Annotated in this window: 26 protein-coding genes; 19 read left to right on the forward strand and 7 right to left on the reverse strand. The window is 45.2% G+C overall.

Translation table 11 applies throughout. From position 1 onward, the window contains the following. The first annotated feature begins 107 nt into the window (after positions 1-107). Positions 108-1,325: an organoarsenical effux MFS transporter ArsJ gene (gene arsJ / locus AACR11_RS13065; RefSeq protein ID WP_017817450.1), complete on the forward strand. Its 1,218-nt coding sequence runs from the start codon at positions 108-110 to the stop codon at positions 1,323-1,325. Between the two features lie 89 nt (positions 1,326-1,414). On the opposite strand, the gene AACR11_RS13070 is transcribed toward arsJ, so the two are convergent. Further along, positions 1,415-1,795 (reverse strand): cystatin domain-containing protein, encoded by a 381-nt coding sequence (locus AACR11_RS13070; protein ID WP_009695940.1) that lies wholly within the window; start codon positions 1,793-1,795, stop codon positions 1,415-1,417. Between the two features lie 250 nt (positions 1,796-2,045). Between AACR11_RS13070 and AACR11_RS13075 the strand changes: the two genes are divergently transcribed. Beyond that, positions 2,046-3,059, forward strand: a complete 1,014-nt coding sequence (locus AACR11_RS13075) for an acyltransferase (protein WP_005452013.1) — start codon at positions 2,046-2,048, stop codon at positions 3,057-3,059. Between the two features lies 1 nt (position 3,060). On the opposite strand, the gene AACR11_RS13080 is transcribed toward AACR11_RS13075, so the two are convergent. Next, the gene (locus tag AACR11_RS13080) at positions 3,061-3,390 is read right to left on the reverse strand and encodes a DUF2500 domain-containing protein (RefSeq protein WP_009695938.1); all 330 of its coding nucleotides are present in this window, start codon (positions 3,388-3,390) and stop codon (positions 3,061-3,063) included. A 241-nt stretch (positions 3,391-3,631) separates the two neighbouring features. On the opposite strand from AACR11_RS13080, the gene AACR11_RS13085 reads away from it, so the two are divergent. The 4 genes from AACR11_RS13085 (at position 3,632) to AACR11_RS13100 (ending at position 6,626) form a co-directional block, all read left to right on the forward strand. Then, entirely contained in the window at positions 3,632-3,997 is a 366-nt protein-coding gene (locus AACR11_RS13085) for a hypothetical protein (RefSeq protein ID WP_005430355.1), read from the forward strand. A gap of 1,020 nt (positions 3,998-5,017) precedes the next feature. Continuing rightward, positions 5,018-5,638: a lysoplasmalogenase gene (locus AACR11_RS13090; RefSeq protein ID WP_009695934.1), complete on the forward strand. Its 621-nt coding sequence runs from the start codon at positions 5,018-5,020 to the stop codon at positions 5,636-5,638. A gap of 69 nt (positions 5,639-5,707) precedes the next feature. Then, positions 5,708-5,929 (forward strand): YecH family metal-binding protein, encoded by a 222-nt coding sequence (locus tag AACR11_RS13095; RefSeq protein WP_005452009.1) that lies wholly within the window; start codon positions 5,708-5,710, stop codon positions 5,927-5,929. 112 nt (positions 5,930-6,041) lie between these two features. Further along, the gene (locus tag AACR11_RS13100) at positions 6,042-6,626 is read left to right on the forward strand and encodes a YhgN family NAAT transporter (protein ID WP_005452008.1); all 585 of its coding nucleotides are present in this window, start codon (positions 6,042-6,044) and stop codon (positions 6,624-6,626) included. 65 nt (positions 6,627-6,691) lie between these two features. Here the strand turns inward: AACR11_RS13100 and AACR11_RS13105 are convergent, their stop codons facing one another. Continuing rightward, positions 6,692-6,958 carry a DUF1145 domain-containing protein gene (locus tag AACR11_RS13105; protein WP_009695933.1) on the reverse strand — a complete coding sequence of 89 codons (267 nt, stop codon included), beginning with the start codon at positions 6,956-6,958 and terminating at the stop codon, positions 6,692-6,694. A 25-nt stretch (positions 6,959-6,983) separates the two neighbouring features. After that, the gene (gene rsmD / locus AACR11_RS13110; RefSeq protein ID WP_005452007.1) at positions 6,984-7,583 is read right to left on the reverse strand and encodes a 16S rRNA (guanine(966)-N(2))-methyltransferase RsmD; all 600 of its coding nucleotides are present in this window, start codon (positions 7,581-7,583) and stop codon (positions 6,984-6,986) included. A gap of 223 nt (positions 7,584-7,806) precedes the next feature. On the opposite strand from rsmD, the gene ftsY reads away from it, so the two are divergent. The 6 genes from ftsY (at position 7,807) to glpG (ending at position 13,296) form a co-directional block, all read left to right on the forward strand. Next, positions 7,807-9,033 (forward strand): signal recognition particle-docking protein FtsY, encoded by a 1,227-nt coding sequence (gene ftsY / locus AACR11_RS13115; RefSeq protein ID WP_079324780.1) that lies wholly within the window; start codon positions 7,807-7,809, stop codon positions 9,031-9,033. A 22-nt stretch (positions 9,034-9,055) separates the two neighbouring features. Further along, positions 9,056-9,730 carry a cell division ATP-binding protein FtsE gene (gene ftsE, locus AACR11_RS13120; RefSeq protein WP_005452005.1) on the forward strand — a complete coding sequence of 225 codons (675 nt, stop codon included), beginning with the start codon at positions 9,056-9,058 and terminating at the stop codon, positions 9,728-9,730. Then, on the forward strand, positions 9,720-10,688 hold the full coding sequence (gene ftsX / locus AACR11_RS13125; protein ID WP_005452004.1) for a permease-like cell division protein FtsX: 969 nt from the start codon (positions 9,720-9,722) through the stop codon (positions 10,686-10,688). The genes ftsE and ftsX overlap by 11 nt, the downstream gene beginning before the upstream one ends. 175 nt (positions 10,689-10,863) lie before the next feature. Further along, a complete protein-coding gene (gene rpoH, locus AACR11_RS13130) occupies positions 10,864-11,721 on the forward strand; it encodes an RNA polymerase sigma factor RpoH (RefSeq protein ID WP_005452003.1) in 858 nt (285 codons plus the stop codon). 412 nt (positions 11,722-12,133) lie between these two features. Next, positions 12,134-12,454, forward strand: a complete 321-nt coding sequence (gene glpE / locus AACR11_RS13135; protein ID WP_009701354.1) for a thiosulfate sulfurtransferase GlpE — start codon at positions 12,134-12,136, stop codon at positions 12,452-12,454. Continuing rightward, the gene (gene glpG, locus AACR11_RS13140) at positions 12,454-13,296 is read left to right on the forward strand and encodes a rhomboid family intramembrane serine protease GlpG (protein ID WP_005451997.1); all 843 of its coding nucleotides are present in this window, start codon (positions 12,454-12,456) and stop codon (positions 13,294-13,296) included. Before glpE ends, glpG begins: the two co-directional genes overlap by 1 nt. A 103-nt stretch (positions 13,297-13,399) precedes the next feature. On the opposite strand, the gene AACR11_RS13145 is transcribed toward glpG, so the two are convergent. Continuing rightward, positions 13,400-13,810, reverse strand: coding sequence for a flagellar basal body-associated protein FliL (locus AACR11_RS13145; RefSeq protein WP_029789244.1), 411 nt, complete (start codon positions 13,808-13,810; stop codon positions 13,400-13,402). 153 nt (positions 13,811-13,963) lie between these two features. On the opposite strand from AACR11_RS13145, the gene AACR11_RS13150 reads away from it, so the two are divergent. After that, positions 13,964-14,503, forward strand: a complete 540-nt coding sequence (locus tag AACR11_RS13150) for a chorismate lyase (protein ID WP_029789243.1) — start codon at positions 13,964-13,966, stop codon at positions 14,501-14,503. Next, positions 14,504-15,358 (forward strand): 4-hydroxybenzoate octaprenyltransferase, encoded by an 855-nt coding sequence (ubiA, locus tag AACR11_RS13155; protein ID WP_005451994.1) that lies wholly within the window; start codon positions 14,504-14,506, stop codon positions 15,356-15,358. An 88-nt stretch (positions 15,359-15,446) separates the two neighbouring features. On the opposite strand, the gene plsB is transcribed toward ubiA, so the two are convergent. Then, positions 15,447-17,873, reverse strand: coding sequence for a glycerol-3-phosphate 1-O-acyltransferase PlsB (plsB, locus tag AACR11_RS13160; protein WP_005451993.1), 2,427 nt, complete (start codon positions 17,871-17,873; stop codon positions 15,447-15,449). A gap of 368 nt (positions 17,874-18,241) precedes the next feature. On the opposite strand from plsB, the gene lexA reads away from it, so the two are divergent. From lexA to dinF, 3 genes are all read left to right on the forward strand, one after another. Then, positions 18,242-18,862 carry a transcriptional repressor LexA gene (gene lexA / locus AACR11_RS13165; RefSeq protein ID WP_005438488.1) on the forward strand — a complete coding sequence of 207 codons (621 nt, stop codon included), beginning with the start codon at positions 18,242-18,244 and terminating at the stop codon, positions 18,860-18,862. A 236-nt stretch (positions 18,863-19,098) separates the two neighbouring features. Then, positions 19,099-19,893, forward strand: coding sequence for a class I SAM-dependent methyltransferase (locus AACR11_RS13170; protein ID WP_029789242.1), 795 nt, complete (start codon positions 19,099-19,101; stop codon positions 19,891-19,893). Positions 19,894-19,948: 55 nt separating this feature from the next. Next, positions 19,949-21,292, forward strand: a complete 1,344-nt coding sequence (dinF, locus tag AACR11_RS13175; RefSeq protein WP_029789241.1) for an MATE family efflux transporter DinF — start codon at positions 19,949-19,951, stop codon at positions 21,290-21,292. A 68-nt stretch (positions 21,293-21,360) separates the two neighbouring features. Here the strand turns inward: dinF and sthA are convergent, their stop codons facing one another. Then, positions 21,361-22,791, reverse strand: coding sequence for a Si-specific NAD(P)(+) transhydrogenase (gene sthA, locus AACR11_RS13180; protein WP_012126563.1), 1,431 nt, complete (start codon positions 22,789-22,791; stop codon positions 21,361-21,363). 261 nt (positions 22,792-23,052) lie between these two features. On the opposite strand from sthA, the gene fabR reads away from it, so the two are divergent. Then, positions 23,053-23,694, forward strand: coding sequence for an HTH-type transcriptional repressor FabR (fabR, locus tag AACR11_RS13185; RefSeq protein ID WP_005430912.1), 642 nt, complete (start codon positions 23,053-23,055; stop codon positions 23,692-23,694). Beyond that, a complete protein-coding gene (locus AACR11_RS13190; RefSeq protein ID WP_005430908.1) occupies positions 23,694-24,059 on the forward strand; it encodes a YijD family membrane protein in 366 nt (121 codons plus the stop codon). The genes fabR and AACR11_RS13190 overlap by 1 nt, the downstream gene beginning before the upstream one ends. Positions 24,060-24,121 lie beyond the last annotated feature (62 nt).

Consider the following 24,121-nt stretch of genomic DNA (forward strand, 5'->3'; position numbering starts at 1 on the left):
CACTATTTAGCGCCAGTATTGAGATGACTCAATGCTGGTGTTCAGGTCATAGAGCATTTGGAACATCATGATCTAAATACTCTAAATGCTGTACATCTGAGGTCGTTATGATTTCAAAACTAAGCAAAAGTATCCGTCAGTATATGCTGGTGACGTTCAACTATTGGAACTTCACCGTGACGGATGGTGCACTACGTATGCTGGTGGTGCTTTACTTCCATGACTTAGGTTACTCAAGCTTAGCCATTGCTTCGCTGTTCCTTTTCTATGAATTTTTTGGCGTAGTGACCAACTTGGTTGGCGGCTGGCTAGGTGCTCGACTTGGTTTGAACAAAACCATGAACGTCGGCTTAGGGATGCAGATTTTTGCTTTGCTGATGTTGGCTGTGCCCAGTGCTTGGTTGACCATTCCTTGGGTAATGGCTGCGCAGGCAATTTCGGGTATTGCCAAAGACTTAAATAAGATGAGTGCCAAGAGCGCGATCAAAACTTTAGTGCCAGACGAGCAACAAGGTGCACTTTATAAGTGGGTTGCAATCTTAACGGGCTCGAAGAATGCGCTGAAAGGTGCGGGTTTCTTTGTTGGTGGTTTATTGCTATCAGCGTTTGGTTTCCAAACTTCGATGATCATCATGGCAAGTGTGTTGGCGATTGTCTTCGTGTGCAGTTTAGTTTGGTTAGAAGCGGATATGGGTAAGGCGAAGAGCAAACCTAAATTTCGTCAGATTTTCTCTAAGTCAGAATCGGTGAACATCCTTTCTGCAGCGCGTATGTTCCTATTTGGTGCTCGTGATGTGTGGTTTGTTGTTGCACTGCCGATTTACCTTGGCAGCGTATTTGGTTGGGATCACCTGATGGTAGGCGGCTTCCTGGCAGCTTGGGTGATTGCTTACGGATTCGTTCAAGGCTTTGCACCTCGTATTACCGGTAAAGCGCAAGGTCGAGTGCCAGATGGCAGCGCGGCATTAATTTGGGCTGGTATCCTTGCTGTTATCACTGGTGCAATTGCTTACGGCGTGCAGATTGGCTGGCAACCAGAGCTTGTTATTGTGGTGGGCTTGATGATTTTTGGTGCCGTATTTGCGGTGAACTCATCTTTGCACTCTTATCTAATCGTCAGCTACGCAAAAGGCGACGGTGTTTCATTGGATGTCGGTTTCTACTACATGGCGAATGCGATGGGACGTTTGATCGGTACGGTTCTTTCTGGTTGGATTTACCAAGAAGCAGGGCTTGCTGCATGTTTGTGGGTGTCCTTTGCCTTCTTAGCGCTGACAACGGTCATTTCTATCAAGCTACCAAAAACCAAAGTAGCTACGGCTTAAATCGATTTACGAGTTAGAAATAAAAATGGCTCCATATTGGGAGCCATTTTTGTATTTACGATTCAGTATCGCAAATCAGTAAATCTTGGTTATGGGCAAAGGCGACCTTGCTGTGCCGGTTGCTTCATTTCCATATCACCTTTTAACGAACGGTAAACGATGGTGTTCCAGACTTCACCATTGTCCATTTCGAATTCAATCGCGTAGTTAATGCCATTCACGACTTGAGTTCGTACGCTCAAGATTTCTTTTAGTTTAGCAGCGGTATTCATCTGCCCAAGAACAAAGTCGAGCGCTTGCTGAGCCTCAGGTGTTACTTCACCTTGTGACCAGCCGCCAGCAAGATTTTCCGTGCTGCAGATAGGGTTCGCTTCCGATTGCGATTGTGTTGGTGCCACGGTCTCTTCCTTTTGATTACATCCAGCTAAAGCCACTACACAAACCAGTGATGCTAATAATGTTTTCTTCATAAAGACCTCTCTTAATAATCTGTCCAGCATCCTAATGGAAAGAAACGGCTAAATCTGTTTCATATCCAAGAAAGCTTAGGGCTGGTGATCCTATTTGTACAATAGGATTTGTCGCTAACTATTGTGCAGATCAATGTTATTAGAGCTTCATAGCTGAGTTAAAAATAAGCAAAAACAGATTGTTAACTATTTAACTGAGCGAAAATTACCCTATGCTATAGACGTGAAGTTACACAAACTAGGAAAGGGTATGAGAGAAAGGGTTCTGTTTTTCGACTTATTACGTTGTGTCGCTGCTGTGGCAGTGATCGCTATTCACGTGTTAGCGCCATATCGTAATGAATTGGGCGTGATTCCATTCGATCAATGGGCGACGGCAGTCGGAGTGAACAGCGTGACGCGTTGGGCGGTGCCAGTGTTTATTTTGATAACTGGTGCATTGATGCTCAGCGATACGCGTCCTTTTGATGCCAAATACTACGTCAAACGACGTTTAGGCAAAGTGCTGGTGCCTTTTTTGGTTTGGTCGATGTTTTACGCGTATTTATCGGGTTGGACAGCGCAAGGTTTTGATTTTGCCACGGTAAAAGAAGTGGTGAGTAACAGTCCGTATCATGCAACTTATTATCACCTTGGTTTTTTCTACTACTTTATTCCACTCTATTTTGTGATTCCGTTGTTTCAATGGATGGTTCGCAATGTCGATGACAGCGTTATTTACACCTACTTAGCGCTTTGGTTGTTCACGAGCACCTTATTCCTATTCAAAATTGATGGACCATGGAGTAATCAATATTGGCTTTACATGGGGTATTTACCGTTAGGGTATGTGTTGTTTAAGAAAATTCCATTAAACCGTTCCGTTGTGACGGCGTTTACTGCGTTTGGGTTGGTGGCATTAGCAGTGACGTTTACTATGGTTGTGACCAACAGTTTAGAAGCAGACAAATACACAGTAGGGCGCTGGTTCTCATACAAAACATTGAATGTGATTCTCGCAGCATCGATGATTTTTATGTTGTGTCGTTACTTTGGAGAGGGCTTGGCACCGAAAGCGCAAAAAGTGGTGAGTTTTATTAGCCAGCACAGTTTAGGCATTTATCTTCTTCACCCAATCTTCTTATGGCCGATGAAAGCATTCGGTTGGTATCAAGGCCACCCTGCATGGGTGATTCCTGTCTGGATTGTATTGAGTGGTGCTGGAGCCTTGGCGATGAGCTATCTGTTCTCCAAGTCCGCCAAGACTCGCTGGTTGCTACCGTAGATTAGCGCTTTAAGGCGAAATGTAAGAACTTATCGCCACGGTAAGTCAGTGTGCCTTTATCACCCGGATTGAGTGCGTGGTAATAGTGCACACCGATTTGAAATTCGCGTTTTGGTCCAATCGAACCGCGTTGTACATAAATCCAATATTCTTGATCGTCTTGACCTGGCTCTGCATCCGGTACTTCTATTGCTTGTTTGTCTAAGATGGTCACTTGAGCACTTTGCTCAGGTGCATCTTCGCCAAAGTAATGTTTGCTGTAGAAGCGGAAAAACGCCCATGCGCCGAGCGCAATCAGAGCGAACAAAGCCAAAATAAGTGAGATTGGCATGATAACCTCCAATGTTTCATTGGCACCTATTTTACAGAACTCCCTGATTAAACTATGAGTTGAGATAAATTATTCGTGATCTAGTAAAAGCGTCGTAGATTTTATTCGGCGCACTTCACATTTTATATGCGTTCAAGAGCACAATTTAAAAGGAAATTTGCACCTTTTGGCTCGAAAAAGTTCTAAATTTATAGAAGAATGAAATGACTGACGAAGGAAGGGTCAAGTAAGGAGGGTTACGATGTCAGATATTGAGAAAGTAGTCATGCGTACCCGAACGATCGAGAAACTTCTGCGTACGCAATACCACGCGGAAGGGAAAGGGTTACATCAGCTTATCACTAGTTGTGAAGAGCGCTTGCCGCATGACGTTGTTGCTAAGTTGCGGTTTATTGCGACCGTAAGAAACAAGGTTGTTCACGAAGAGGATTACAAGCTGGACGATCGAAAAGGTTTCTTAGCTGCGTGCGATGCATGCGAAAAGGAGCTGACACCACGAAGTTCACGCTTTATTTGGCGAGCGGCGATTTTGTTAATGGCCTTGATTACGCTCGCTGCACTTGGTTTCTACTACATGCATTGGGACATTCTGGTTAAGCATTTGTAGACGATAAAATTTGAATAATAAAAAAGGGACGCGAAAGCGTCCCTTTTTTATTTTAAACAGTAACTTAGTACATCATTGGCAGTGTCATTAAACCAACAACCACTGCAATCATTACCAGCCCTTGTTTTTGAGAAGAAGAAATCATAACACTACCCCTAAAATCATTGATGAACTCGATGTAAATAATATAGCACTGTTTTTGAGCTTTGATCAACTTTAAAGCGGAAAAGTTTTCAAAACTCGCACTTAACTTAACTGTTTTTACCCTAAATTGACTAATAAAACTGTGTTTTTTGTGCTGTTCTTTAAGTGTTCGACTTGTTGTTTTTCTCTTCTTTTTGTTTTTAAGTATATGATTTTATTGTGTTAAATATGAGTAATCTTATGATGAAATAGTGTTTCTTGTCTGGGTGGTGATGTTGGTTGGCTATTTTTGCTGAATTTCTCAAAAGTTGAGAAAATTAGGTTTTGTGCTAATGAAGTGAACACTTATGGACGTCTATTTCGTCTTATTTTTCCTATCTAATGAGAAAACTACAGTATCAAAAGGCTTTAGCTATAATCTACAATAGCTAAGGTTAGGTTTTTATTGCTTTTGTTGACTATTCTTTTTTATATCATGTGGTTAGGTGTGGTTGTTTGAACTTTTAACCTGAGGTTTTACTACTCTGGTAGTTACGAGTCTTGTTATGGAACGGTGTTTTTAGCTTTCTGAGTGGTCAGAGGTGGTGGATTTGGTTTTTGTGTCGGTTATTTGTCCATAACGGTTGCATGGCGAACAAATTGGCGGTTTGTTTTTCAATTTATTGAAAGTCAGCGAATTTATTTCGCTGCCGTTGATTGCTTTCACTAAATCATTCACCTCAATGATTGCGAGAAAAACGATAACCATTAATTGAGTAAGTTGCGGCTACAAAATGTTGCGATTCGCTATCGAGATCCAACTTTCACTGATTGCATCTTTACATCAAGATTGGTCTACCTAGACTAGCGGCGAGATTACGTGAAAGGTGTATCGGCATGTGGAGTTGGTTAGCGATAGGGCTATCGGGGATGTATTCCGTGTTGGGGGCGAAACAAGCCAATCCAACGCAGTCTCTCACATTTAAAATCTTTACTCTGCTATTGCTGCTGATTTTGGCACTGACCGAAGGTTCTTCAGCACCACACACATATTGGATCGTTGGTGGTTTAGTGGTTTCGATGTTTGCTGACACTCTTCATTCATTTAAATCTCGCAAACCTCTTTATTTCGCGGGTTATCTCCTAGCACAAATCTGCTATAGCAAATCATTTTGGGTTCAGCTCAATGGTGACATCGTTTGGTGGTTGTTAGCTCTGCTTCTCGCAGCAAGTATCGTCGCGTTTTTCCTACTATTGCCACAATTGGATTCCATGGTCTTTCCGGTCGTGATTATGGGCATTATGCTGGTTCAACTGGCTTGGGCTGCGGGAGAGGTGTGGTTGCAAGTGCCGAGCTTTGCTAGTGCGCTCGGGTTTAGCGGCACCTTAGTGATGATTTATTCCGCCTTAGCTTATGCAATACATGGCTATCGTAAGCCGATGAAACGCGCCTATGTCTGGGTGAGTGGCAGCTACTTTTTTGCTCATGCGTTAATTGTTGCCTCTATCATTTACTAACTCAGGTCAAAGTACCTCGTCTTTTTTTCAGTAAACTGGACGAATTCAACTTGATGACCGGAGTCAATAATGACTGAAATTCATGCTCACAATCTACTGAACCTACTTCGTGAAACCCCAATGAACCGTGATGAGCTTGCGGGTCACTTTGGTTCTGAGGCACGCTTTCATACCTGTAAGCTGAATGATCTAGACTTAGATGCATTGCTAGAGTTTTTGCTAAAGCGAGAAAAAGTACGCGAGCTAGAAGGTAAGTTTGTCGTAAACATGGCGCGCGTTTGCAATCACTAAGCGGCGGTTAAGCGTTGTTCTGTGAAGGCGATAAATGCATTTCGCCTTCAAACATATATTCATGTAGTCACTTTGTTATACTGGCCGCCAATTTTCCTGTCGAGGTCAGAACATGGACATTCTTTCTGCAGCGACCATGCTGTTTCTTATTATGGACCCGCTCGGCAATTTGCCGATTGTGCTATCCATTCTCAAACATCTCGATGCAAAGCGTCGTCGCAAAGTACTGATCCGTGAGTTAGTGTTTGCCTTGATGATTTTGATGCTGTTCTTATTTGCAGGGCAGAGCATCATGAGCTTCCTTCATGTTCAGCCTGAAACCTTGAGTATTTCTGGTGGTATCATTCTGTTTATCATCGCCATTAAGATGATTTTCCCAAGCGCTGGCAGCATTACTGGATTGGCTGCCGGCGAAGAGCCGTTTATTGTACCAATGGCTATCCCGATGATTGCGGGACCTTCGGTGATTGCAGCGCTGCTTTTACTTTCTTCTCAGCATCCCGATAAGATTATGGAGCTGTCTGCCGCCGTGTTAATTGCTTGGGGCGCGACTTTCTTTATTTTGATGTTCTACAGCTTCTTCCACCGTATCCTAGGAGAGCGTGGCTTAAAAGCCGTTGAGCGATTGATGGGACTACTGCTAGTGATGATATCTACCCAAATGTTCCTTGATGGGGTGAAGAGCTACATGGGCTGAGCCATTACCGAGATGATAAATACAAAAAAGCCGCTCTTATGAGCGGCTTTCGTTTATCTGTCTTATTACATCATGTGCTTACGACGAATATCGAGCAGAGCAAAAATACCAAAAATCAAAATGGAGTACTTTTCCCATGCGCTCATCTTAATCTTGTCGCCAAATGCACCAATGAAGATCGCCATTTGCAAACCGTGCATGATGAACAAGAAAGCGGTCATGATGTACAACGCAATCGCTGCTTTGCCAGGGAATGGCATAAAGAAGTTGAGGATCAACACGAACCAGACAAAGGCGATGGCCGCTTTAGCCATTATCAATAATGCTTTCATTTAACTATCCTTTTAAATCGAGGCTTTAAGCTGGTGAGCGTTCGTATAAACGGTAGCTCACTTGACCTGCGGTTTTCTCGCGGTGTAGGTGCCAGCTCTCTGGTAGCCCAGCAATGTTCAGCTCTTTTTCAGTTTCAATATAAATCATCGCATCTTCAGCAAGCCAGCCGTTTTGCTCTAGCAAGGTCACGGTTTCATCCAATAATCCTTTGCGGAATGGCGGATCGATGAATACTACGTGGTGAGGTGTCCCTGGTTGCTGCAAAAAGCTAATTGCATCAGTGTTCACTACTTGAATGTTGTTGGCATTCAAGGAAGTTACGTTCTTTTGCAGTTGCTGAAATGCTTGTGGATTTAGCTCAATCATAGTTACTTGGTCAGCTTGGCGTGAAGCTGATTCAAAGCCTAAACCGCCTGAGCCCGCAAACAAGTCGAGACACTTCGCCTGCGGTACATCTTGAGCTAACCAGTTAAACAGGGTTTCTTTTACGCGATCCGTGGTTGGGCGTAAGCCCTCTGCATCATGAACAGGGAGCTTTCTACCTCTCCATAACCCACTAATAATGCGTACAAAGCCCGTTGTTGGCGTTTTTTGTGATGAGTTTTGCTGGCGACGTCTTACCATAGATTTTTTGACCGCTAATAAAGTGATACTATACCCAATCGCCCAAGCTTTGAGCTTGGATACAGCCCAGAATATTCAAGATGACAGAGTGTAACACTAATAAGATTAGATTTACCTAATTGGAAAGTTTTCACAACTTTGTCATTCGCCTTTTCTGTAAAGTTAATATTCTTGTCAGAAAAGAGTCATTAATAGATAAGAAGACAATCTAGGATAGCCCCAGATGACGGAAAAAAAGAAGCGCGGATTACTTTCGTGGCTAGGTTTTGGTGATGAAGAGCAAAGCCAAAAACCGACAACTGAAGAATCAGTAAAAGAAGAAGCAGCGGAAGCTCCTGCCGCCGAGCAACAACCAACAGAAGACGTTGCCGAGCAAGCAGAAGAAAAAACAGCGGTTGAAGTGGAGCCGGAGAAAGCCGAGGCTGCCCCAGCAGAAGCAGAAGCAGAAGCAGAAGCAGAAGCAGAAGCAGAAGCAGAAGAGCCACAAGTACCAGTTGCACCTCGCGTTCAAGAACAAGAAAAACCAACCGAGAGCTTCTTTGCTCGCCTGAAGCGTAGCCTAAGCCGCACAAAAGCAAACATCGGTGCGGGTTTCTTTGGTTTGTTCAGCGGTAAGAAGATCGATGATGACCTTTTCGAAGAGCTAGAAGAACAACTGTTGATTGCTGATGTAGGCATGGAAACCACCACAAAAATCATCAACAATCTGACTGAAAAAGCCTCTCGCGGTGATCTTAAAGATGGTGAAGCGCTTTATGGCCTGCTGAAAGAAGAGATGGCAGAAATCCTTGCGAAAGTAGAACAGCCTCTCGAAATCGACAGCAGCAAAACCCCTTACGTTATCTTAATGGTTGGCGTGAACGGTGTCGGTAAAACCACCACAATCGGTAAGCTGGCGAAGCAATTCCAAAACCAAGGTAAGAAAGTCATGCTTGCGGCGGGTGATACCTTCCGTGCGGCTGCGGTTGAGCAGCTACAAGTATGGGGTGAGCGTAATAACGTTCCTGTGATTGCTCAGCACACTGGCGCGGACAGTGCCTCGGTTATCTATGATGCGATTGAAGCGGCAAAAGCGCGTGGCGTCGATGTCGTGATTGCCGATACTGCCGGTCGTCTACAAAACAAAGCGAACCTAATGGAAGAGCTGCGTAAGATTGTACGTGTAATGAAGAAGATTGATGACTCAGCGCCACACGAGATCATGCTGACGCTAGATGCAGGTACAGGTCAAAATGCAATTAGCCAAGCGAAACTTTTCAGTGATGTTGCCCCTCTAACCGGGATTACATTGACTAAGCTGGATGGTACAGCGAAAGGTGGCGTGATCTTCGCTATCGCTGATCAGTTCGAAATCCCAATTCGCTACATCGGTGTAGGCGAAGGCATCGAAGACTTGCGTCCATTTGAAACTCAAGAGTTCATTGACGCTCTGTTTAGTCGTGAAGAGTAACAAGAGTTAGAGGAAATCAACGGTGATCAAATTTCAGCAAGTGAGCAAAGCTTACCGAGGTGGTCGACAAGCCTTACAGAAAGTCGATTTTCACCTTCGACGCGGAGAAATGGCGTTTTTAGGTGGGCATTCCGGGGCAGGTAAAAGTACCTTGTTGAAACTGATATGTGCGATAGAGCGACCAACCGATGGCAAAATCCATTTCAATGGTCACGATATCACTCGTATCCCAAACAAAGACATTCCCTTCTTGCGTCGCAATATCGGGATTGTTTTCCAAGATCACCGTCTATTGATGGATCGCAGTGTATTCGACAACGTTGCACTGCCGATGCGCATCGAATCGATTTCTGAAAACGAAATCAAACGCCGTGTTTCTGCGGCGTTGGATAAAACGGGCTTGTTGGATAAAGCCCGTTGTTTGCCAAGTCAACTTTCGGGTGGTGAACAACAACGTGTTGGTATTGCACGCGCTGTCGTAAACCGACCAACTCTACTGGTGGCCGATGAGCCAACTGGTAACCTTGATCCAGAGCTGTCTAACCGTGTGTTACGATTGTTTGAAGAATTTAACCGTGCTGGCGTAACGATTCTCCTTGCGACGCACGATATCGGGTTAGTAAACACTCGCCCACAATATCGCCATTTTGAATTGAACCAAGGCTTCCTAAGTGAGGTAGAAGACTATGGTAGGTAACAAGCGCACCCAGAAGAAAGGGAAAGGTCGCAGTGCCAAGCGTGCAAATACCGATGGTTTTTTCTCTGTCCATGCAAAACAAGCAAAATCTTCTTTTGGCGCGTTATGGCGTCGTCCTTTAGGTAACATTCTTACCTTAGCTGTTATTTCAGTGGCATTAGCGATGCCAGCTTGCTTGTACTTGCTGGGTAAAAACGTGGCGAGCGCAGCACAAGACGTCGCTTCACCATCGCAAGTTAGTGCTTACTTAGTAGAAGGCATGCCTGATGCGCGTGTGATGGTGTTAAAAGACCAAATCGAAACGTGGCCTTTGGTAAAAGAGGTGGAATATATTTCGCCGCAACAAGGTCTATCTGATTTAAGCCAATACGCTGGCTTTGACCAAGCGTTGAGTCTGTTGAGTGGTTACGCACTACCAGGCGTGTTGGTGATCACTCCGGATTCAGAAGTAAAGAGTGATATTCAGTCGATAGCCAAGCAAGTCCGTGAGCAACAAGACGTTACTGACGTTAGGCTCGATGAAGATTGGCTGGCGCGTCTTGATGCCATAAAAACCCTTGCTGGCATTATTGTCATCACCCTGACAATACTGATGTTAGGTGCTGTATTTTTAATCGTCGGCAATACATTGCGCTTTAATGTGCTGGCGAACAAAGAAGAGATTCAAACCATGAAGCTGATTGGTGCGACCGACGGTTTCATTCTGCGTCCTTACTTGTACACGGGTATGTGGTTCGGTGTGCTGGGGGCGAGCATTGCTTGGTTAGTCACCGCATTGATTACTGTGGTGATGAACAATGCCGTTGAGCAATTGGCTTCACTATACGACAGTCAGTTCCGCTTGATTGGTCTGAGCTGGGATGAATCTCTGCTATTAATTATCACTGGTAGTTTGCTGGGTTGTATCGCCGCACGAGTATCCGCGCAGCGTCATCTAAAAGAAATTGAACCAGTTTAGGTGATAAAGGTCTTATACTTGGAATTTATTAGCACAAGCTAATTTTTACCTCTTGTTTAGACAATTTGTTTATGGATAATTACTCGCCCTTCTTGAAACTTGTTCATTTTAAGTTCAAGATGGCCAAGCTAAATTGCAATGTAATGCTCCAGATCAGAGATTGATGAGGAATTGAATGACAAAAGAAGCGTATCCGATGGCTCTAGTCACGCAAGATAGCCTTGATAGCTATATCCGTTCTGTAAACAGCTACCCAATGCTAACTGCAGACGAAGAGCGTGAGCTTGCAGAACGATTACACTACAAGGGTGAAATTGACGCGGCGAAAGGCCTTATCTTGTCACACCTACGATTCGTTGTTCACGTTGCTCGTGGCTACTCAGGCTACGGTTTGCCAATGGCAGATCTAGTACAAGAGGGCAATATCGGTCTTATGAAAGCGGTTAAGCGTTTTAACCCTGAAGTGGGTGTACGTTTGGTTTCTTTCGCTGTTCACTGGATCAAAGCTGAAATCCATGAATACGTATTGCGTAACTGGCGTATTGTTAAGATCGCGACAACCAAAGCGCAACGTAAGCTGTTCTTCAATCTACGTAAGTCGAAAAAGCGTCTAGGTTGGTTCAACAACGGTGAAGTTGAAACCGTAGCTCGTGAGCTAGGTGTCGAGCCTTCAGAAGTACGTGAAATGGAATCGCGTCTAGCGGCAGTGGACTCAACGTTCGATATGCCAATGGATGACGACGACAATGTAAACTCGTACACAGCGCCAATGTTGTACCTAGAGGACAAATCGTCTGATGTAGCAGATAATATTGAAGCTGCTAACTGGGAAACGCATACTAATAATCGTTTAGGTCACGCTCTTGCGAGTTTGGATGAGCGTAGTCAACGTATTGTCCGTTCTCGTTGGTTGGATGACGAGAAAGCAACACTTCAAGATCTAGCGGATGAGTTTGGTGTATCTGCCGAGCGTATTCGTCAGCTAGAAAAGAACGCGATGAAGAAACTGAAACTTGCTGTCGGTGAGTTCTAACTTTCGCTTCTAATCTAAAGTAAGATTTTCATAGAAAGCCGAGATCATGTGATCTCGGCTTTTTTGTTTTCGATCGAAAATCGATAGTGTTTGCGATCTAATTTATCTGTGCTACCTGTGTATAACTCTGTGAAGTAATTATTCATCAACTGTTCGAAAGCCGGACTAAATAAGGCTTAGGCGTGGTTTTTCACTTGGGGATAGTTGTAAATATACACACAGTTAGATCAAGATCATTACTACATCTTGTGGATCAAATGATCCAAATATACTTTATCAACGCAATTCACAGATTTATCCACAAACGGTGCGAATGTGTACAGCTTTCAATGACCTGACTATCTCTGTGTCTAAGTTTGGCTTTGGATAGGTTACAATGGCGTCAATAACGAAAACGACATAGAGAAAGTAAATGGACCAGTTTCAACATATCGATGTTCAAGGCGCTCAGGCATTGCTCGAACAAGGTGAAGCAAAACTTGTAGATATTCGTGACCCTCAATCTTTTGCTGTCGCGCATGCAGAATCTGCTTTTCATCTGACTAATGATTCGATCGTTCCTTTCATGAACGATGTGGAATTCGAACAACCAATCCTAGTGATGTGTTACCACGGCATCAGTAGCCAAGGTGCGGCACAATATTTGGTTAACCAAGGCTTCGAACAGGTGTACAGTGTGGATGGCGGCTTTGAAGCCTGGCAACGAGCAGAACTACCGATAGTGAGAAGTTAATGAAGAGATTGGTAACGTTAAATAATCCACGTATGGCGCAAGCCTTCATTGATTACATGGCATCACGCAAGATTGATATTCAGATGATGCCGGAAGGTGAAGGACAGTTTGCACTTTGGCTGACGGATGCGCAGCATGAAATTGAAGTCGAAGCCGAGCTAAAACAATTCTTAGCCAATCCATCAGCGTCGAAATATAGCGCCGCTTCGTGGGACGTTGCCGATACTCGTAAGAGCAAATTTCATTATTCCAGCCCGAGCATTATGGGTATGGTGAAAGCTAAGGCGGGCCCAGTGACCTTGCTGATCATGGTTGTCTGTGCCGTTATCTACTTTTTGCAGATGTTCGGCTTTGGTGATGGTGTGTTTGCTTTATTGCATTTTCCTGCGTTCGAAGGGCAGCAATGGCAGCTCTGGCGCTGGGTTAGCCATGCGTTATTGCACTTTTCTGTTACCCATATTGTGTTCAACCTCTTGTGGTGGTGGCAATTGGGAGGCGATATCGAGCGCCGTTTAAGCTCTGGAAAGTTACTGCAAATCTTCCTTATTTCTGCAGCGCTCTCCGGCGCGGGTCAGTTTTATGTTGAAGGAGCAAACTTCGGCGGTTTATCTGGTGTGGTTTATGCGCTACTTGGTTACTTGTGGATCCTTGGTTACCGTTGTCCACATCTTGGCTTAACACTTCCTAAACCTATTATTGGCTTTATGCTGGTGTGGTTGGTTCTTGGCTATGTTCAACCATTTATGGCGATTGCCAACACGGCCCACTTAGTTGGCTTACTTTCTGGTATGGCGATAGCGTTGTTTGATTCTGGTAAACAGAAATACCAACAAACCTCCTAAGTTAATGATTTACAGACACCAACAAAAAGACCACCAATCGGTGGTCTTTTGTTTATCTGTCTTTCGTTTAATAGGAGCAGCTCGTCAGCTTTAACTGTTCATATTATTGGTAAAGGTATTTGGTAAACAGCAAATCAGCGATGATGGTTTTACCCGTCTCTGGTAGTAGGGTTTCATTGAGTTCTTTCACCAACGTTTTGCGCAGATCCTCACGACCAGATAAAGACTTAATCGTATCTTCTGTTTGTTTACCCAATAGTTCAATCACCGCATCTCGGATTAATGGTTGGTGGTGCTCGACAACGGTGAGGTCTTGCTGACTCATCACCATGATATCGATACGCACCTGTACATAACCCAGTTTATTACCCTTGGTATAGAAGTTCGTAGTTAAATCGGGTTCGAGCGTAAAGTAGGCTAACTTAGGTGCTGCCTCTTCAGATTCAGCCCAACTCGGTGCTGAAATAAGCAGACTTAGCGCGAAAATAATTTGGGCTATATAACGTTTGTACATATTTCTAACTTTTCTTTCTCTGGATCGCGATATTCGAATCGCTTCAGTCTTGATACAATAGACCGTCTATAACAAATAACGGAACTTACAGTTTCAATAAGACGGTAAGTTGTTGCTTTATTGTACGCATAAAGCCTCCAATTGAATACTAGTATGAATCAGCCGACATCACTCTATCTTACTTCTTTATTGGAAGTAGAGTGGCAAAACCCCGAAGATTTTGTATTCCCTAACGAATTCGCCAAGCATTGGCTTGAAGAAAAGGGCTCTTTGTCACGTCGTTTAGGTCAGCACTGCCAACGCTTAACAGTGGAATTGCTGCACAATCAGATCGTCACTGCCAAGACGTTAAAACAGGATGAGAGCCAGCTATTGTCTGAGCAAGATTGCCTACTGAGAGAGGTGATTTTATGTGGCGACAATACAGATTGGGTCATTGGACGCACGCTCATTCCTCGTTCAACCTTGGTCGATCAACAGTATGACTTAGCTCAGCAAGGAGATATTCCGCTGGGCTTAACTGTGTTCAGCGCCGATAACGTTGAACGCGATGCTCTGCAAATGGGATGGGTTAATTTGCCACAGGGGCGCCTTTTAGCGCGACGCTCAAGACTGTGGATGAATCACAAACCCATGCTGGTTGCTGAGCTATTCTTACCCAATTCACCAGTTTACGCTAAGGAGAAGGTGTAAATGTCCGCAGAAAAAGCCAAAGCATATTGGCAACTGATGCGAATGGATCGCCCAATTGGCTCACTCTTGTTATTGTGGCCGACGGTTTGGGCACTTGTAATTGCCGCCCAAGGCATGCCAAGTTGGAATGTACTCATCGTGTTTGTGTTAGGTGTATTCCTAATGCGAAGCGCCGGTTGTGTGATTAACGATTTTGCTGACCGTAAAGTTGATGGTCATGTGAAACGTACCAAGCAGCGCCCTTTACCCTCAGGCAAAGTGACCTCGAAAGAAGCGATTGGTCTGTTTTTAGTTCTAGGTATCAGCTCATTCTTATTGGTGCTGACCATGAACCCGCTGACGATCAAGCTCTCCTTTGCTGGTATCTTTTTAGCGTTCATTTATCCATTTATGAAGCGTTACACCCATTTGCCTCAGCTGTTTTTAGGTTTGGCTTTTAGTTGGGCGATTCCGATGGCATGGGCAGCACAAACAGGCGAATTGCCTTGGATTGTGTGGTTTGTGTTTGTGATTAACGCTTTGTGGACCATTGCTTACGATACTCAATACGCGATGGTCGACCGTGATGATGATTTAAAGATTGGTATTAAATCAACGGCTATCTTGTTCGGGCGTCACGATAAGCTGGTGATTGGTGTTCTGCAGTTGATTACCTTGGCGATGTTAGTGTTGCTTGGTCAACATTACGAACTTGGGCAAAGCTACTATTGGACGATTTTGGTTGCGGCTTCTTTGTTTGTATACCAGCAACACTTGATTCGCCACCGAGAGCGCGACTTGTGCTTCAGAGCCTTTCTTAACAACAACTATGTGGGAATGGTGATTGCGGTTGGTCTGTTTATCGCTTTCTGGTAACGGCATAGTACAAACACTCAGATAGAAAAAAGGCATCCAATTGGATGCCTTTTATGTTTTGTCGAGATGAATACCGAGCTTAAGCCAATTATGCTTGCAGCTGGTGGATACTCTCTTCGATGGTCAATTTCACTTCTGGGTAGAGCAAAGCGAAGAGTAGTTTGGCAAATTGCTGTGTCTTCTCAAGATCGCAGTTGCCGTCGCTATCTAGGTATTGTTGCTCTTTCAACGTATTGAACATTGCAGCAAACACACCTTTGTCGAAAAACTCTGGCGCGTTAATACCGTGTAGACGACCCAAACGCTGCGCAATGTCTTGGCTCTGCTGTTCAAGGTCTGATTTACCCAGTTCTTGGTCAGCTACCAGTAAGTTCATCGCAATAGAGTAGCGTTGCAGTGTTTCAGTGATAGTACGACCCAACAAAACCAATGATTGGTTGTTTGACTGGTTAATTTCCAGTTTGTCACCATCTTGGCAAACCATCTTCTGCTCAATGAACTCGTTCAAGATCTTCACGACCAGCTCGTTCAACTCTTCTTCCTTGTAGCTTAGGAACAGCTCTTTTTTCAGGAATGGGTAGATTTGAGCGACGTTTTCTTGAATTTTCTCTACGGTCACGTTGCGCTGACGAATAATCATCTGAGCAATCAATGATGGTAGGGCGAACAGGTGAATGATGTTGTTGCGGTAGTAAGTCATCAGAATCGACTGGCTACGATCCAACGAAATGATGTCACCCATGGTGTCGGTTTCAATCACAAACTTATCAAGTGAGATCGCATGATCTACCAACTCTTCAGCCGTTTCTGTTGGAACCGTTGACGTGTTTGAGTATGGGTTGTTCTTAAGTAGCTTCAAGTAGCATTCGATCTGATTGATCAGAGAGTCACGAGACAATGCACGCTGACGAGACGCCAATAGCGCGGTCGCACATAGAGTCAGCGCGTTAGTCGCTGCTGCATCGTTAATGTGCGTCATCATCTTGTTTGCCAGACCGTTCACCACTGGGTTCATCCATTGTGGCTTGCTGCCGCCCATGCGATCGATGTCTTTCGTCCACTCAGGAGCGTGTTCATTCAGGTATTGGTTTAGCTGAATTGGCTCACCGAAGTTAACGTAACCAAGACCAAAATTGCGCAGCTTACGCAGAGTACGCAGCACAAGACCCGCGTTTTCTTTCTCTTTGCGTGAACCTCGAAGCTCTTTGGCGTAAGTACCCACTTCCATTACGTGCTCGTAACCGATGTACACAGGCACTAACGTTACTGGACGGTTTAGACCGCGTAGCATGGCTTGAATCGTCATTGCCAACATACCGGTTTTTGCTTGAAGTAGACGACCAGTACGTGAACGACCACCTTCACTGAAGTACTCAACCGAGTAGCCTTTAGCAAACAGCTCTGATAGGTACTCACGGAAAATCGTGGAGTACAGCTTATTGCCTTTAAAGCTACGACGAATAAAGAACGCACCACCACGACGGAAGATTGGACCCGCTGGGAAGAAGTTCAGGTTGATACCCGCAGCAATATGCGGTGGCACCATACCTTCATGGTATAGAACGTAAGAAAGCAGTAGGTAGTCCATGTGACTGCGGTGACATGGTACGTACACGATCTCATGACCATCTTGCGCTAGGCGACGAACAGTCGAAGCGTTGTTTATGTGTAGACCTTGGTACAGCTTCGTCCACAACCAGCCAAGAATACGATCGCCGTTTTTCACCAAGCCATAAGAGAAGTCCGCTGCAATCTCATCCATGATGTCATGGGCTTCTTTGCGTGCTTTCTCGATAGAAATGTTTTTGCTTTGCGCTTCGTCTTCAATCGCTTTTTCGATTGCTGGCGATTTCATTAAGCGTGCAAACAGCACTTGGCGTTGAGGCAGGTTTGGACCCGATGCCGCGAGCTTCTGACGAGAGAAGTGGATACGTGCAACGCGCGCTAGCTTGTGTGCAATAGCGCTGTCGGTACCGTGAGAGTCTGCCATGTAACGCAGTGAAACCACTGGGCTAAAGCGCACCAAACAGTCACGACCTGCTGCCATTACCGCTTTTGCTTTTTGCGGACCGTTCATTGGTTGCAGGTACGGCTTATGGTTTTCTTCTTTACCTGGCTTACGACCCCAAAGTACGGTCGCTGGAATCATTTGTACGTCTAGCTCGCTATCGAGCTTGTGCAATTCAAGTAAATCAGTAAACAGAGAAACAGACTCACTCGGTACGTCGTTATCATTGCTCATCACGGTTGGACGAGAGGCAATAAACACGTAACGAGTCAGTTTTTTGCCATTGATTTCTAGCGGGCTAAGCGGGTCTGGGAGACCAAGGCTCAAAGCTTGTTTTTGTAGTGTCAGCAAATCCACGTTCGAACGGAACGGTAAGGCGTACACAATCGGTTTCGCTAGGTCGATGTTGAGATCGTCAATCGGATTCGATGGGATTGTGGTGCCCTTTACCATTACCGATAAAGGTAGTTTTAGTAATGAACGTGAAAATGATTGTCCAGAAGACATAAAGTTCACAGCCTCAATAGGTATTCAAACAAACCTAACCTTATTTCTGCGTCCGCTTTCCCTTCTTCTATAGGAAAGGAAATAGATACGGCTATAGAAATAAGCCTAGGCGATAAATTTTAAGCGCAGCAAGGATACCAGAAACTGGTCAAACCTTTTAATTTTATTGAGCGGAAATTAGTCGAACCCCTAGGTTGTTGCTTTCATTAGACGAATTGGCTATTGCGCGTTTAAAACGCATGTTCACTTGAGGTTTGTGGGTGGGATCTGAAACGGGCGCAAATAAATTAAAAAACAACCAATTGGGTTTTCATTTGTTCATTTACTGGATATACTCACAGTTAACTGTATAAAAAGACAGGTGACATATGAAGCCGTTAACGCCACGCCAACAACAAGTCTTCGATTTGATTAAAAGCAAAATCGAAGACACCGGAATGCCACCAACTCGTGCAGAGATTGCGCGTGAGCTTGGCTTCCGCTCTGCGAATGCCGCAGAAGAACACCTAAAAGCGCTTGCTCGTAAACAAGCGATTGAAATTATTCCAGGCGCATCTCGCGGGATCCGAATCCTACTCGAAGATGCGGCAAACGACGATCAAGGTCTGCCTTTGATTGGTCAGGTTGCTGCTGGTGAGCCGATTCTGGCTCAAGAGCATGTGGAGTCTCACTACCAAGTGGACCCTGCGATGTTCAAACCAAAAGCAGATTTCTTACTTCGCGTAAATGGCGAAAGTATGAAAGACATCGGTATTATGGACGGCGACTTGCTGGCTGTGCACAAAACTCAAGATGTGCGCGACGGTCAAGTTGTGGTTGCACGTGTTGATGATGATGTGACGGTGAAACGTTTAGAGCGTAAAGGTTCTACAGTTCTACTGCATGCAGAGAATGAAGAGTTTTCACCAATCCAAGTTGACCTAACATCGCAACACCTGACGATTGAAGGTCTGGCGGTTGGCATCATCCGTAACACTGACTGGATGTAGGTTTCTTACCTCAAGCATTCTAATAAAAAGCCCAGCGTTCTGCTGGGCTTTGTGTTTTCTGCACTTTCTATTCCCACTTTTATTTTCTTCAAAGCATATTTCTTTTCTTCCGAGCATAGTTACGCTCGCACTGATTCAGAGCGTTTGGCTGTTGCGTTAAAACTTGCAAGTGATATTGAGATTTATTATCATCTAATTCCATTTAACCATTTTCTTTTCGGCGCAAGGAAATGCCCATGTCCAAGCCTCAACATCACGTACCCAATCATCTGTTGAAACCGTTGTTTTTGCGTAGCCGCGAAAGCTTGGTCGATAACGGCTTGGTGTACGATCCGATCGCTGCAAAAGCGTGCTTGAGCTGCAAGATGGCACCAGATTGCATCAGTGGCGACGTCGATCAGAAGCAGCTGCTGCACGTGACTTTAACTCAGCTGTGCGATCAGCAGGTTAGTCACTTTCTTCAACAACACTCAGACGCTTGGATCATTAACGTTGGTGCGGGCTTAGATACGCGTTTCTACCGTTTGGACAATGGTCGTTGTCACTGGATTGAACTGGATGTCACCGAGAATCTGGTTTGGCGTCAGCGATTGTTTCATAAAAACGAACGCTACGAGCATCGTTGCGGCAGCGTAGAAGACATGAGTTGGTTAGATGAACTGCGCATTCCTGAAAAAGCACCAGTACTGATCCTATGTGAGATGGCTTTACTCGATTGCGATGAATCGCGTGTTGCGACTTTCATCCAAACTCTGGGTCGCTATTTTGTATCGGCAGAAGTGTGCATGGTGCTAGCGGGTGACCTAACCGAAAGTAAATGGGGTCAGAAGCTCGGCTCAGATACGTATGCACATGGTTTTGAAGCACCAGCACAACAAGTACTGCATTGGCTGCCATGGGCGCAATGGGTCAAAGCCTTCTCGCCATTCGACCGATTTTGCTCACGCTGGAAAGCATGGCAGCGCTGGCTGAATAAGATCCCAATGTTGAAGCATCGTCTCACGCCAGTTCTCGTTCACATCAAGTGGTAATTGGCTAGGCATTGAACACTCAGGTACACTCGCTGATCTAAACAACGAGGTGCCTGTGACAAACTCTATCTTCTCTCCTTTATCGAATCCTCAAGTGCATCGCCAAGTGTTAGCGCTCGCTATCCCTATGGTGCTGTCGAATATTACTGTTCCACTATTGGGCTTGGTTGACGCTGCGGTGATCGGTCACCTTGAACACGCTTGGTATCTAGGTGGTGTTGCGCTTGGTAGCACCATGATCAGTGTGACGTTTTGGTTGCTTGGCTTTTTACGTATGTCGACCACTGGATTAGCGGCGCAGTCCTATGGTGGTGAAGACCGAAAACAACTTGCTTTGGTGTTTATGCAAGGCTCACTGATGGCACTGCTGTTTGCGTTAGTCTTCCTTATTGCCCATAACCCGATCGCGGATCTGATATTTGGTTGGAGTGATGCCAGTGCTGAAGTGAAGCACTACGGCATGCAATATTTCTCTATCCGAGTGTGGAGTGCCCCCGCTGCGCTGATGAACTTTGTGTTGTTGGGCTGGCTACTCGGAACGCAAAACTCCAAAGCCCCAATGTGGATGGTGATCATCACCAACGTGACCAATATTGCGCTCGATTTACTGTTTGTGATTGGTTTGGGTTGGAAAGTTGAAGGGGCAGCGCTAGCCTCAGTGATTGCTGATTACTCTGGCATGGCGTTTGGCTTGATGTGTGTATGGAGGACGTGGTGTGCCCGTCTGTTGCCATCACCTAAAAGCCTGCTAACCGATACTCAACATGGACTAGGGCGGTTCGTAAAACTCAATCGCGATATCTTTTTACGCTCGCTATGTTTACAAGCTACGTTTAGCTTTATGACTTTCCAAGGTGCGAGCTTTGGTGATGATGTGGTTGCGGCCAATGCGGTATTGATGAGTTTCTTGATGATGATTTCCTATGGCATGGACGGTTTTGCTTACGCCATGGAAGCCATGGTCGGCAAAGCGATTGGTGCCAAAGACCGAGCGCAGCTCAGTGCTTCGTTGATTGGTACTTTCTTCTGGAGTCTTATCATCTGTTTAGGTTTGACTGCAGTATTTGGTTTGGCGGGATCGCAGTTGATCGCCATGATCACTTCGATTGGCGCGGTGCAGCAGCAAGCTTCGGTATATTTACCATGGCTGGTGGTCATGCCATTAGCTTCGATGTGGTGTTTCCTATTTGATGGCATTTTTGTTGGCGCCACTAAAGGTAAAGACATGCGAAACAGTATGTTTGTGGCGACTTGCTGTTTCTTCGCGATATTCTTTTTGTTCTCTGGTTGGCAAAACCATGCACTATGGTTTGCGATGACCAGTTTCATGGCAATGCGAGGGATTGGACTTGGTGCTATCTTCTTCTATCAATGGCGCAAGGGAAGCTTTCTTGCCTAGTTACACATAAAAAAACAGCAGGTCGAAACCTGCTGTTTTAGCTTTTGGATCATGGCAACCCAATTGAATTAGAATAATCGGTTCAAACCGTTCAGTGCCGCTACGCGATACGCTTCTGCCATCGTCGGGTAGTTGAAGGTGGTATTGACGAAGTATTCAATCGTATTGGCTTCACCTTTTTGTTCCATGATGGCCTGACCGATGTGGATGATTTCCGCGGCGCGCTCACCAAAGCAGTGAATACCAAGAATCTCTTTGGTTTCGCGATGGAAGAGGATTTTCAAGCTGCCGATGTCTTTACCTGCAATCTGCGCACGAGCTAAGTGCTTAAATGAAGAGCGTCCCACCTCGTAAGGCACTTTCGCCGCAGTCAGTTCTTGCTCAGTTTTGCCTACTGAGCTGATTTCTGGAATGGTGTAGATACCCGTTGGGATGTCATCAATCAGATTGCCGTCAGCTTGTCCTTTAGTGATGGCTTGTGCCACGAAACGACCTTGGTCATACGCTGCACTCGCTAGGCTAGGGTAGCCAATTACATCACCGACTGCGTAGATGTGTTCTACCTCTGTACGGTAGTTACCATCTACTTTGAGCTGTCCGCGTGAATCACCCTCAAGTCCAACCGCAGGTAAGTTGAGTTTGTCTGTGTTACCCGTTCGACCGTTAGCATACAGTAGGCAATCGGCTTTCATCTTCTTGCCAGATTGAAGATGCACGATAACACCATCTTCGGTGCCTTCGATTTTCTCGAACGTTTCATCGTTACGAATTACCACGCCACTGTTCCAGAAGTGGTAAGACAATGCATCCGAGACTTCGTTATCTAGGAAAGAGAGCAGGCGGTCGCGAGTGTTAATCAAGTCGGTCTTCACGCCTAAACCGCGGAAAATAGATGCGTATTCACAACCAATCACGCCTGCACCGTAAATGATGATGTGGCGAGGGTCGTGTTTCAGGCTCAGGATAGAGTCACTGTCGTAGATGCGTTCATGCAAGAAGTCGACGTCATTTGGTTGGTATGGACGAGAGCCTGTAGCGATAACAAATTTATCCGCTGAGTACACTTCTTCCGTACCGTCACTTTGCATGACGGCGATGGAGTAGTTATCGATAAAGCGCGCAGTACCAAACAACAGTGTGCATGAATTGCGGTCATAAAAGCCCTGACGAAGTCGAGTTTGCTTATCAATGACCGATTTCGCATGACCTAAAATGTCAGAAAATGTTGCATGAAGGCTGGTGTTATTACGACAGAATAATGGGTTGCTATTGAATTCAATGATACGGCTAACTGCGTGACGCAATGCTTTGGATGGTATGGTTCCCCAGTGCGTACAACCGCCACCAACACTGCTTTCCTTTTCTACGATGGCAACATTCAGTCCGGCTTTGGTCAATCCCATCGCCGCCCCTTCACCGCCCGGGCCACTACCAATTACGATCACGTCATAGTGATTAGCATGCGCCATGATGTCTTCCTTGTTATATTTGCTTAACATTGCTGTAGCGGGATTTTAACTCATTTACTCTATTGGGAACACGTAATGCCTGCTAGAGAGTGGAAGTGATCACGCAGAATCGCCCAAAAGAACTAATTGGTATGCTGTATGTCTACTATTTGAAGTGAGGCGATTGCAATTAGATGCATGGCGATAGTAACGTGCTCGCCGCTTATCGGCAGATAACGTCGCTTTATACGTGGGGGCGATATGCGTTATATTGAAGCTCTCGTACCCAATAGAAAAAGAGCAAGTTAAAGAATGAAATCGATGGGAATCCGCGCGCAGCAAAAAGAAAAAACACGTCGATCGTTGATCGATGCGGCATTTAATCAACTCAGTGCGGATCGCAGCTTTTCCAATCTCAGCTTGCGTGAGGTTGCCCGAGAGGCAGGAATTGCACCGACTTCTTTTTACCGTCACTTCAAAGACATGGACGAGCTGGGCTTAACCATGGTTGATGAAGGTGGTTTGTTGTTGCGACAGCTGATGCGTCAGGCGCGTCAGCGTATTGTCAAAGAAGGCAGTGTGATTCGAACTTCAGTTGAAACCTTCATGGAATTCATTGAAAGTAGTCCTAACGTTTTCCGCTTATTGTTGCGTGAGCGCTCCGGCACTTCCTCTGAATTTCGTACTGCCGTCGCTCGAGAAATTCAGCATTTTGCGGCAGAATTAACTGAGTACTTAATGAGCACCGGCATGACCAAAGAAGAGGCGTTCACTCAAGCAGAGGCGTCGGTTACTTTGGTGTTTAGCTCTGGTGCGGAAGCTTTAGATTTAGATCGACGCGAGCGCGATGAACTCGCCGAGCGATTGATCATGCAATTGCGAATGATAGCCAAAGGGGCCTATTGGTATCGCAAAGAACGTGAACGTAACCGATTAAAAGGCGGGATAGAATAATGTCGAATGGAAATAAATCTGAAAAGAAAACGCTGATTTTGGCACTGGTTGCAGGTATGTGTGGTGATGCTTTGTTGTCATGGTTGACCATGAGTGAAGTATCTTTTTCAATCTTCCCTCTGATTGCACTCGTGCTAGCTGTACAGGCGCTGTACCAAGAATACCTTAACAACCCAGTATCAGAAGATATCCCACTTGTTGGTCTGGCGTGTTTCTTCGTAGGTGCATTTGGTCACTCTGCGTTTATTAAAGCGCAATACCCAGAAGCAGGCTCTAACTTCTTCGCAATTCTGGTTTCAATGATTCTTCTAGCGTGGATCGGTAAGAAGTTGGGCTTCATGGAAAAGAAGACCACCGCTGAATAAGCAAAACGAATCCAACAAAAAAGCGAGCCATTGAGCTCGCTTTTTTATGTCTGATGCTGGTG

Origin of the sequence: Vibrio sp. L85 (assembly GCF_963871815.1) — a bacterium.
GTDB classification, from domain to species: Bacteria; Pseudomonadota; Gammaproteobacteria; order Enterobacterales; family Vibrionaceae; genus Vibrio; species Vibrio harveyi.

What these genes read in the sequence shown, in the direction of transcription:
- AACR11_RS13145 (WP_029789244.1), bottom strand. Translation starts at nt 13,810, where the DNA reads ATGTACAAACGTTATATAGCCCAAATTATTTTCGCGCTAAGTCTGCTT.
- AACR11_RS13105 (WP_009695933.1), bottom strand. Translation starts at nt 6,958, where the DNA reads ATGAAAGCATTATTGATAATGGCTAAAGCGGCCATCGCCTTTGTCTGG.
- ftsX (WP_005452004.1), top strand. Translation starts at nt 9,720, where the DNA reads ATGGTAGGTAACAAGCGCACCCAGAAGAAAGGGAAAGGTCGCAGTGCC.
- arsJ (WP_017817450.1), top strand. Translation starts at nt 108, where the DNA reads ATGATTTCAAAACTAAGCAAAAGTATCCGTCAGTATATGCTGGTGACG.
- AACR11_RS13150 (WP_029789243.1), top strand. Translation starts at nt 13,964, where the DNA reads ATGAATCAGCCGACATCACTCTATCTTACTTCTTTATTGGAAGTAGAG.
- rsmD (WP_005452007.1), bottom strand. Translation starts at nt 7,583, where the DNA reads ATGGTAAGACGTCGCCAGCAAAACTCATCACAAAAAACGCCAACAACG.
- sthA (WP_012126563.1), bottom strand. Translation starts at nt 22,791, where the DNA reads ATGTTAAGCAAATATAACAAGGAAGACATCATGGCGCATGCTAATCAC.
- rpoH (WP_005452003.1), top strand. Translation starts at nt 10,864, where the DNA reads ATGACAAAAGAAGCGTATCCGATGGCTCTAGTCACGCAAGATAGCCTT.
- AACR11_RS13080 (WP_009695938.1), bottom strand. Translation starts at nt 3,390, where the DNA reads ATGCCAATCTCACTTATTTTGGCTTTGTTCGCTCTGATTGCGCTCGGC.
- AACR11_RS13070 (WP_009695940.1), bottom strand. Translation starts at nt 1,795, where the DNA reads ATGAAGAAAACATTATTAGCATCACTGGTTTGTGTAGTGGCTTTAGCT.
- ftsY (WP_079324780.1), top strand. Translation starts at nt 7,807, where the DNA reads ATGACGGAAAAAAAGAAGCGCGGATTACTTTCGTGGCTAGGTTTTGGT.
- AACR11_RS13190 (WP_005430908.1), top strand. Translation starts at nt 23,694, where the DNA reads ATGTCGAATGGAAATAAATCTGAAAAGAAAACGCTGATTTTGGCACTG.
- AACR11_RS13095 (WP_005452009.1), top strand. Translation starts at nt 5,708, where the DNA reads ATGACTGAAATTCATGCTCACAATCTACTGAACCTACTTCGTGAAACC.
- fabR (WP_005430912.1), top strand. Translation starts at nt 23,053, where the DNA reads ATGAAATCGATGGGAATCCGCGCGCAGCAAAAAGAAAAAACACGTCGA.
- AACR11_RS13085 (WP_005430355.1), top strand. Translation starts at nt 3,632, where the DNA reads ATGTCAGATATTGAGAAAGTAGTCATGCGTACCCGAACGATCGAGAAA.
- lexA (WP_005438488.1), top strand. Translation starts at nt 18,242, where the DNA reads ATGAAGCCGTTAACGCCACGCCAACAACAAGTCTTCGATTTGATTAAA.
- AACR11_RS13170 (WP_029789242.1), top strand. Translation starts at nt 19,099, where the DNA reads ATGTCCAAGCCTCAACATCACGTACCCAATCATCTGTTGAAACCGTTG.
- glpE (WP_009701354.1), top strand. Translation starts at nt 12,134, where the DNA reads ATGGACCAGTTTCAACATATCGATGTTCAAGGCGCTCAGGCATTGCTC.
- AACR11_RS13090 (WP_009695934.1), top strand. Translation starts at nt 5,018, where the DNA reads ATGTGGAGTTGGTTAGCGATAGGGCTATCGGGGATGTATTCCGTGTTG.
- AACR11_RS13100 (WP_005452008.1), top strand. Translation starts at nt 6,042, where the DNA reads ATGGACATTCTTTCTGCAGCGACCATGCTGTTTCTTATTATGGACCCG.
- plsB (WP_005451993.1), bottom strand. Translation starts at nt 17,873, where the DNA reads ATGTCTTCTGGACAATCATTTTCACGTTCATTACTAAAACTACCTTTA.
- AACR11_RS13075 (WP_005452013.1), top strand. Translation starts at nt 2,046, where the DNA reads ATGAGAGAAAGGGTTCTGTTTTTCGACTTATTACGTTGTGTCGCTGCT.
- ubiA (WP_005451994.1), top strand. Translation starts at nt 14,504, where the DNA reads ATGTCCGCAGAAAAAGCCAAAGCATATTGGCAACTGATGCGAATGGAT.
- glpG (WP_005451997.1), top strand. Translation starts at nt 12,454, where the DNA reads ATGAAGAGATTGGTAACGTTAAATAATCCACGTATGGCGCAAGCCTTC.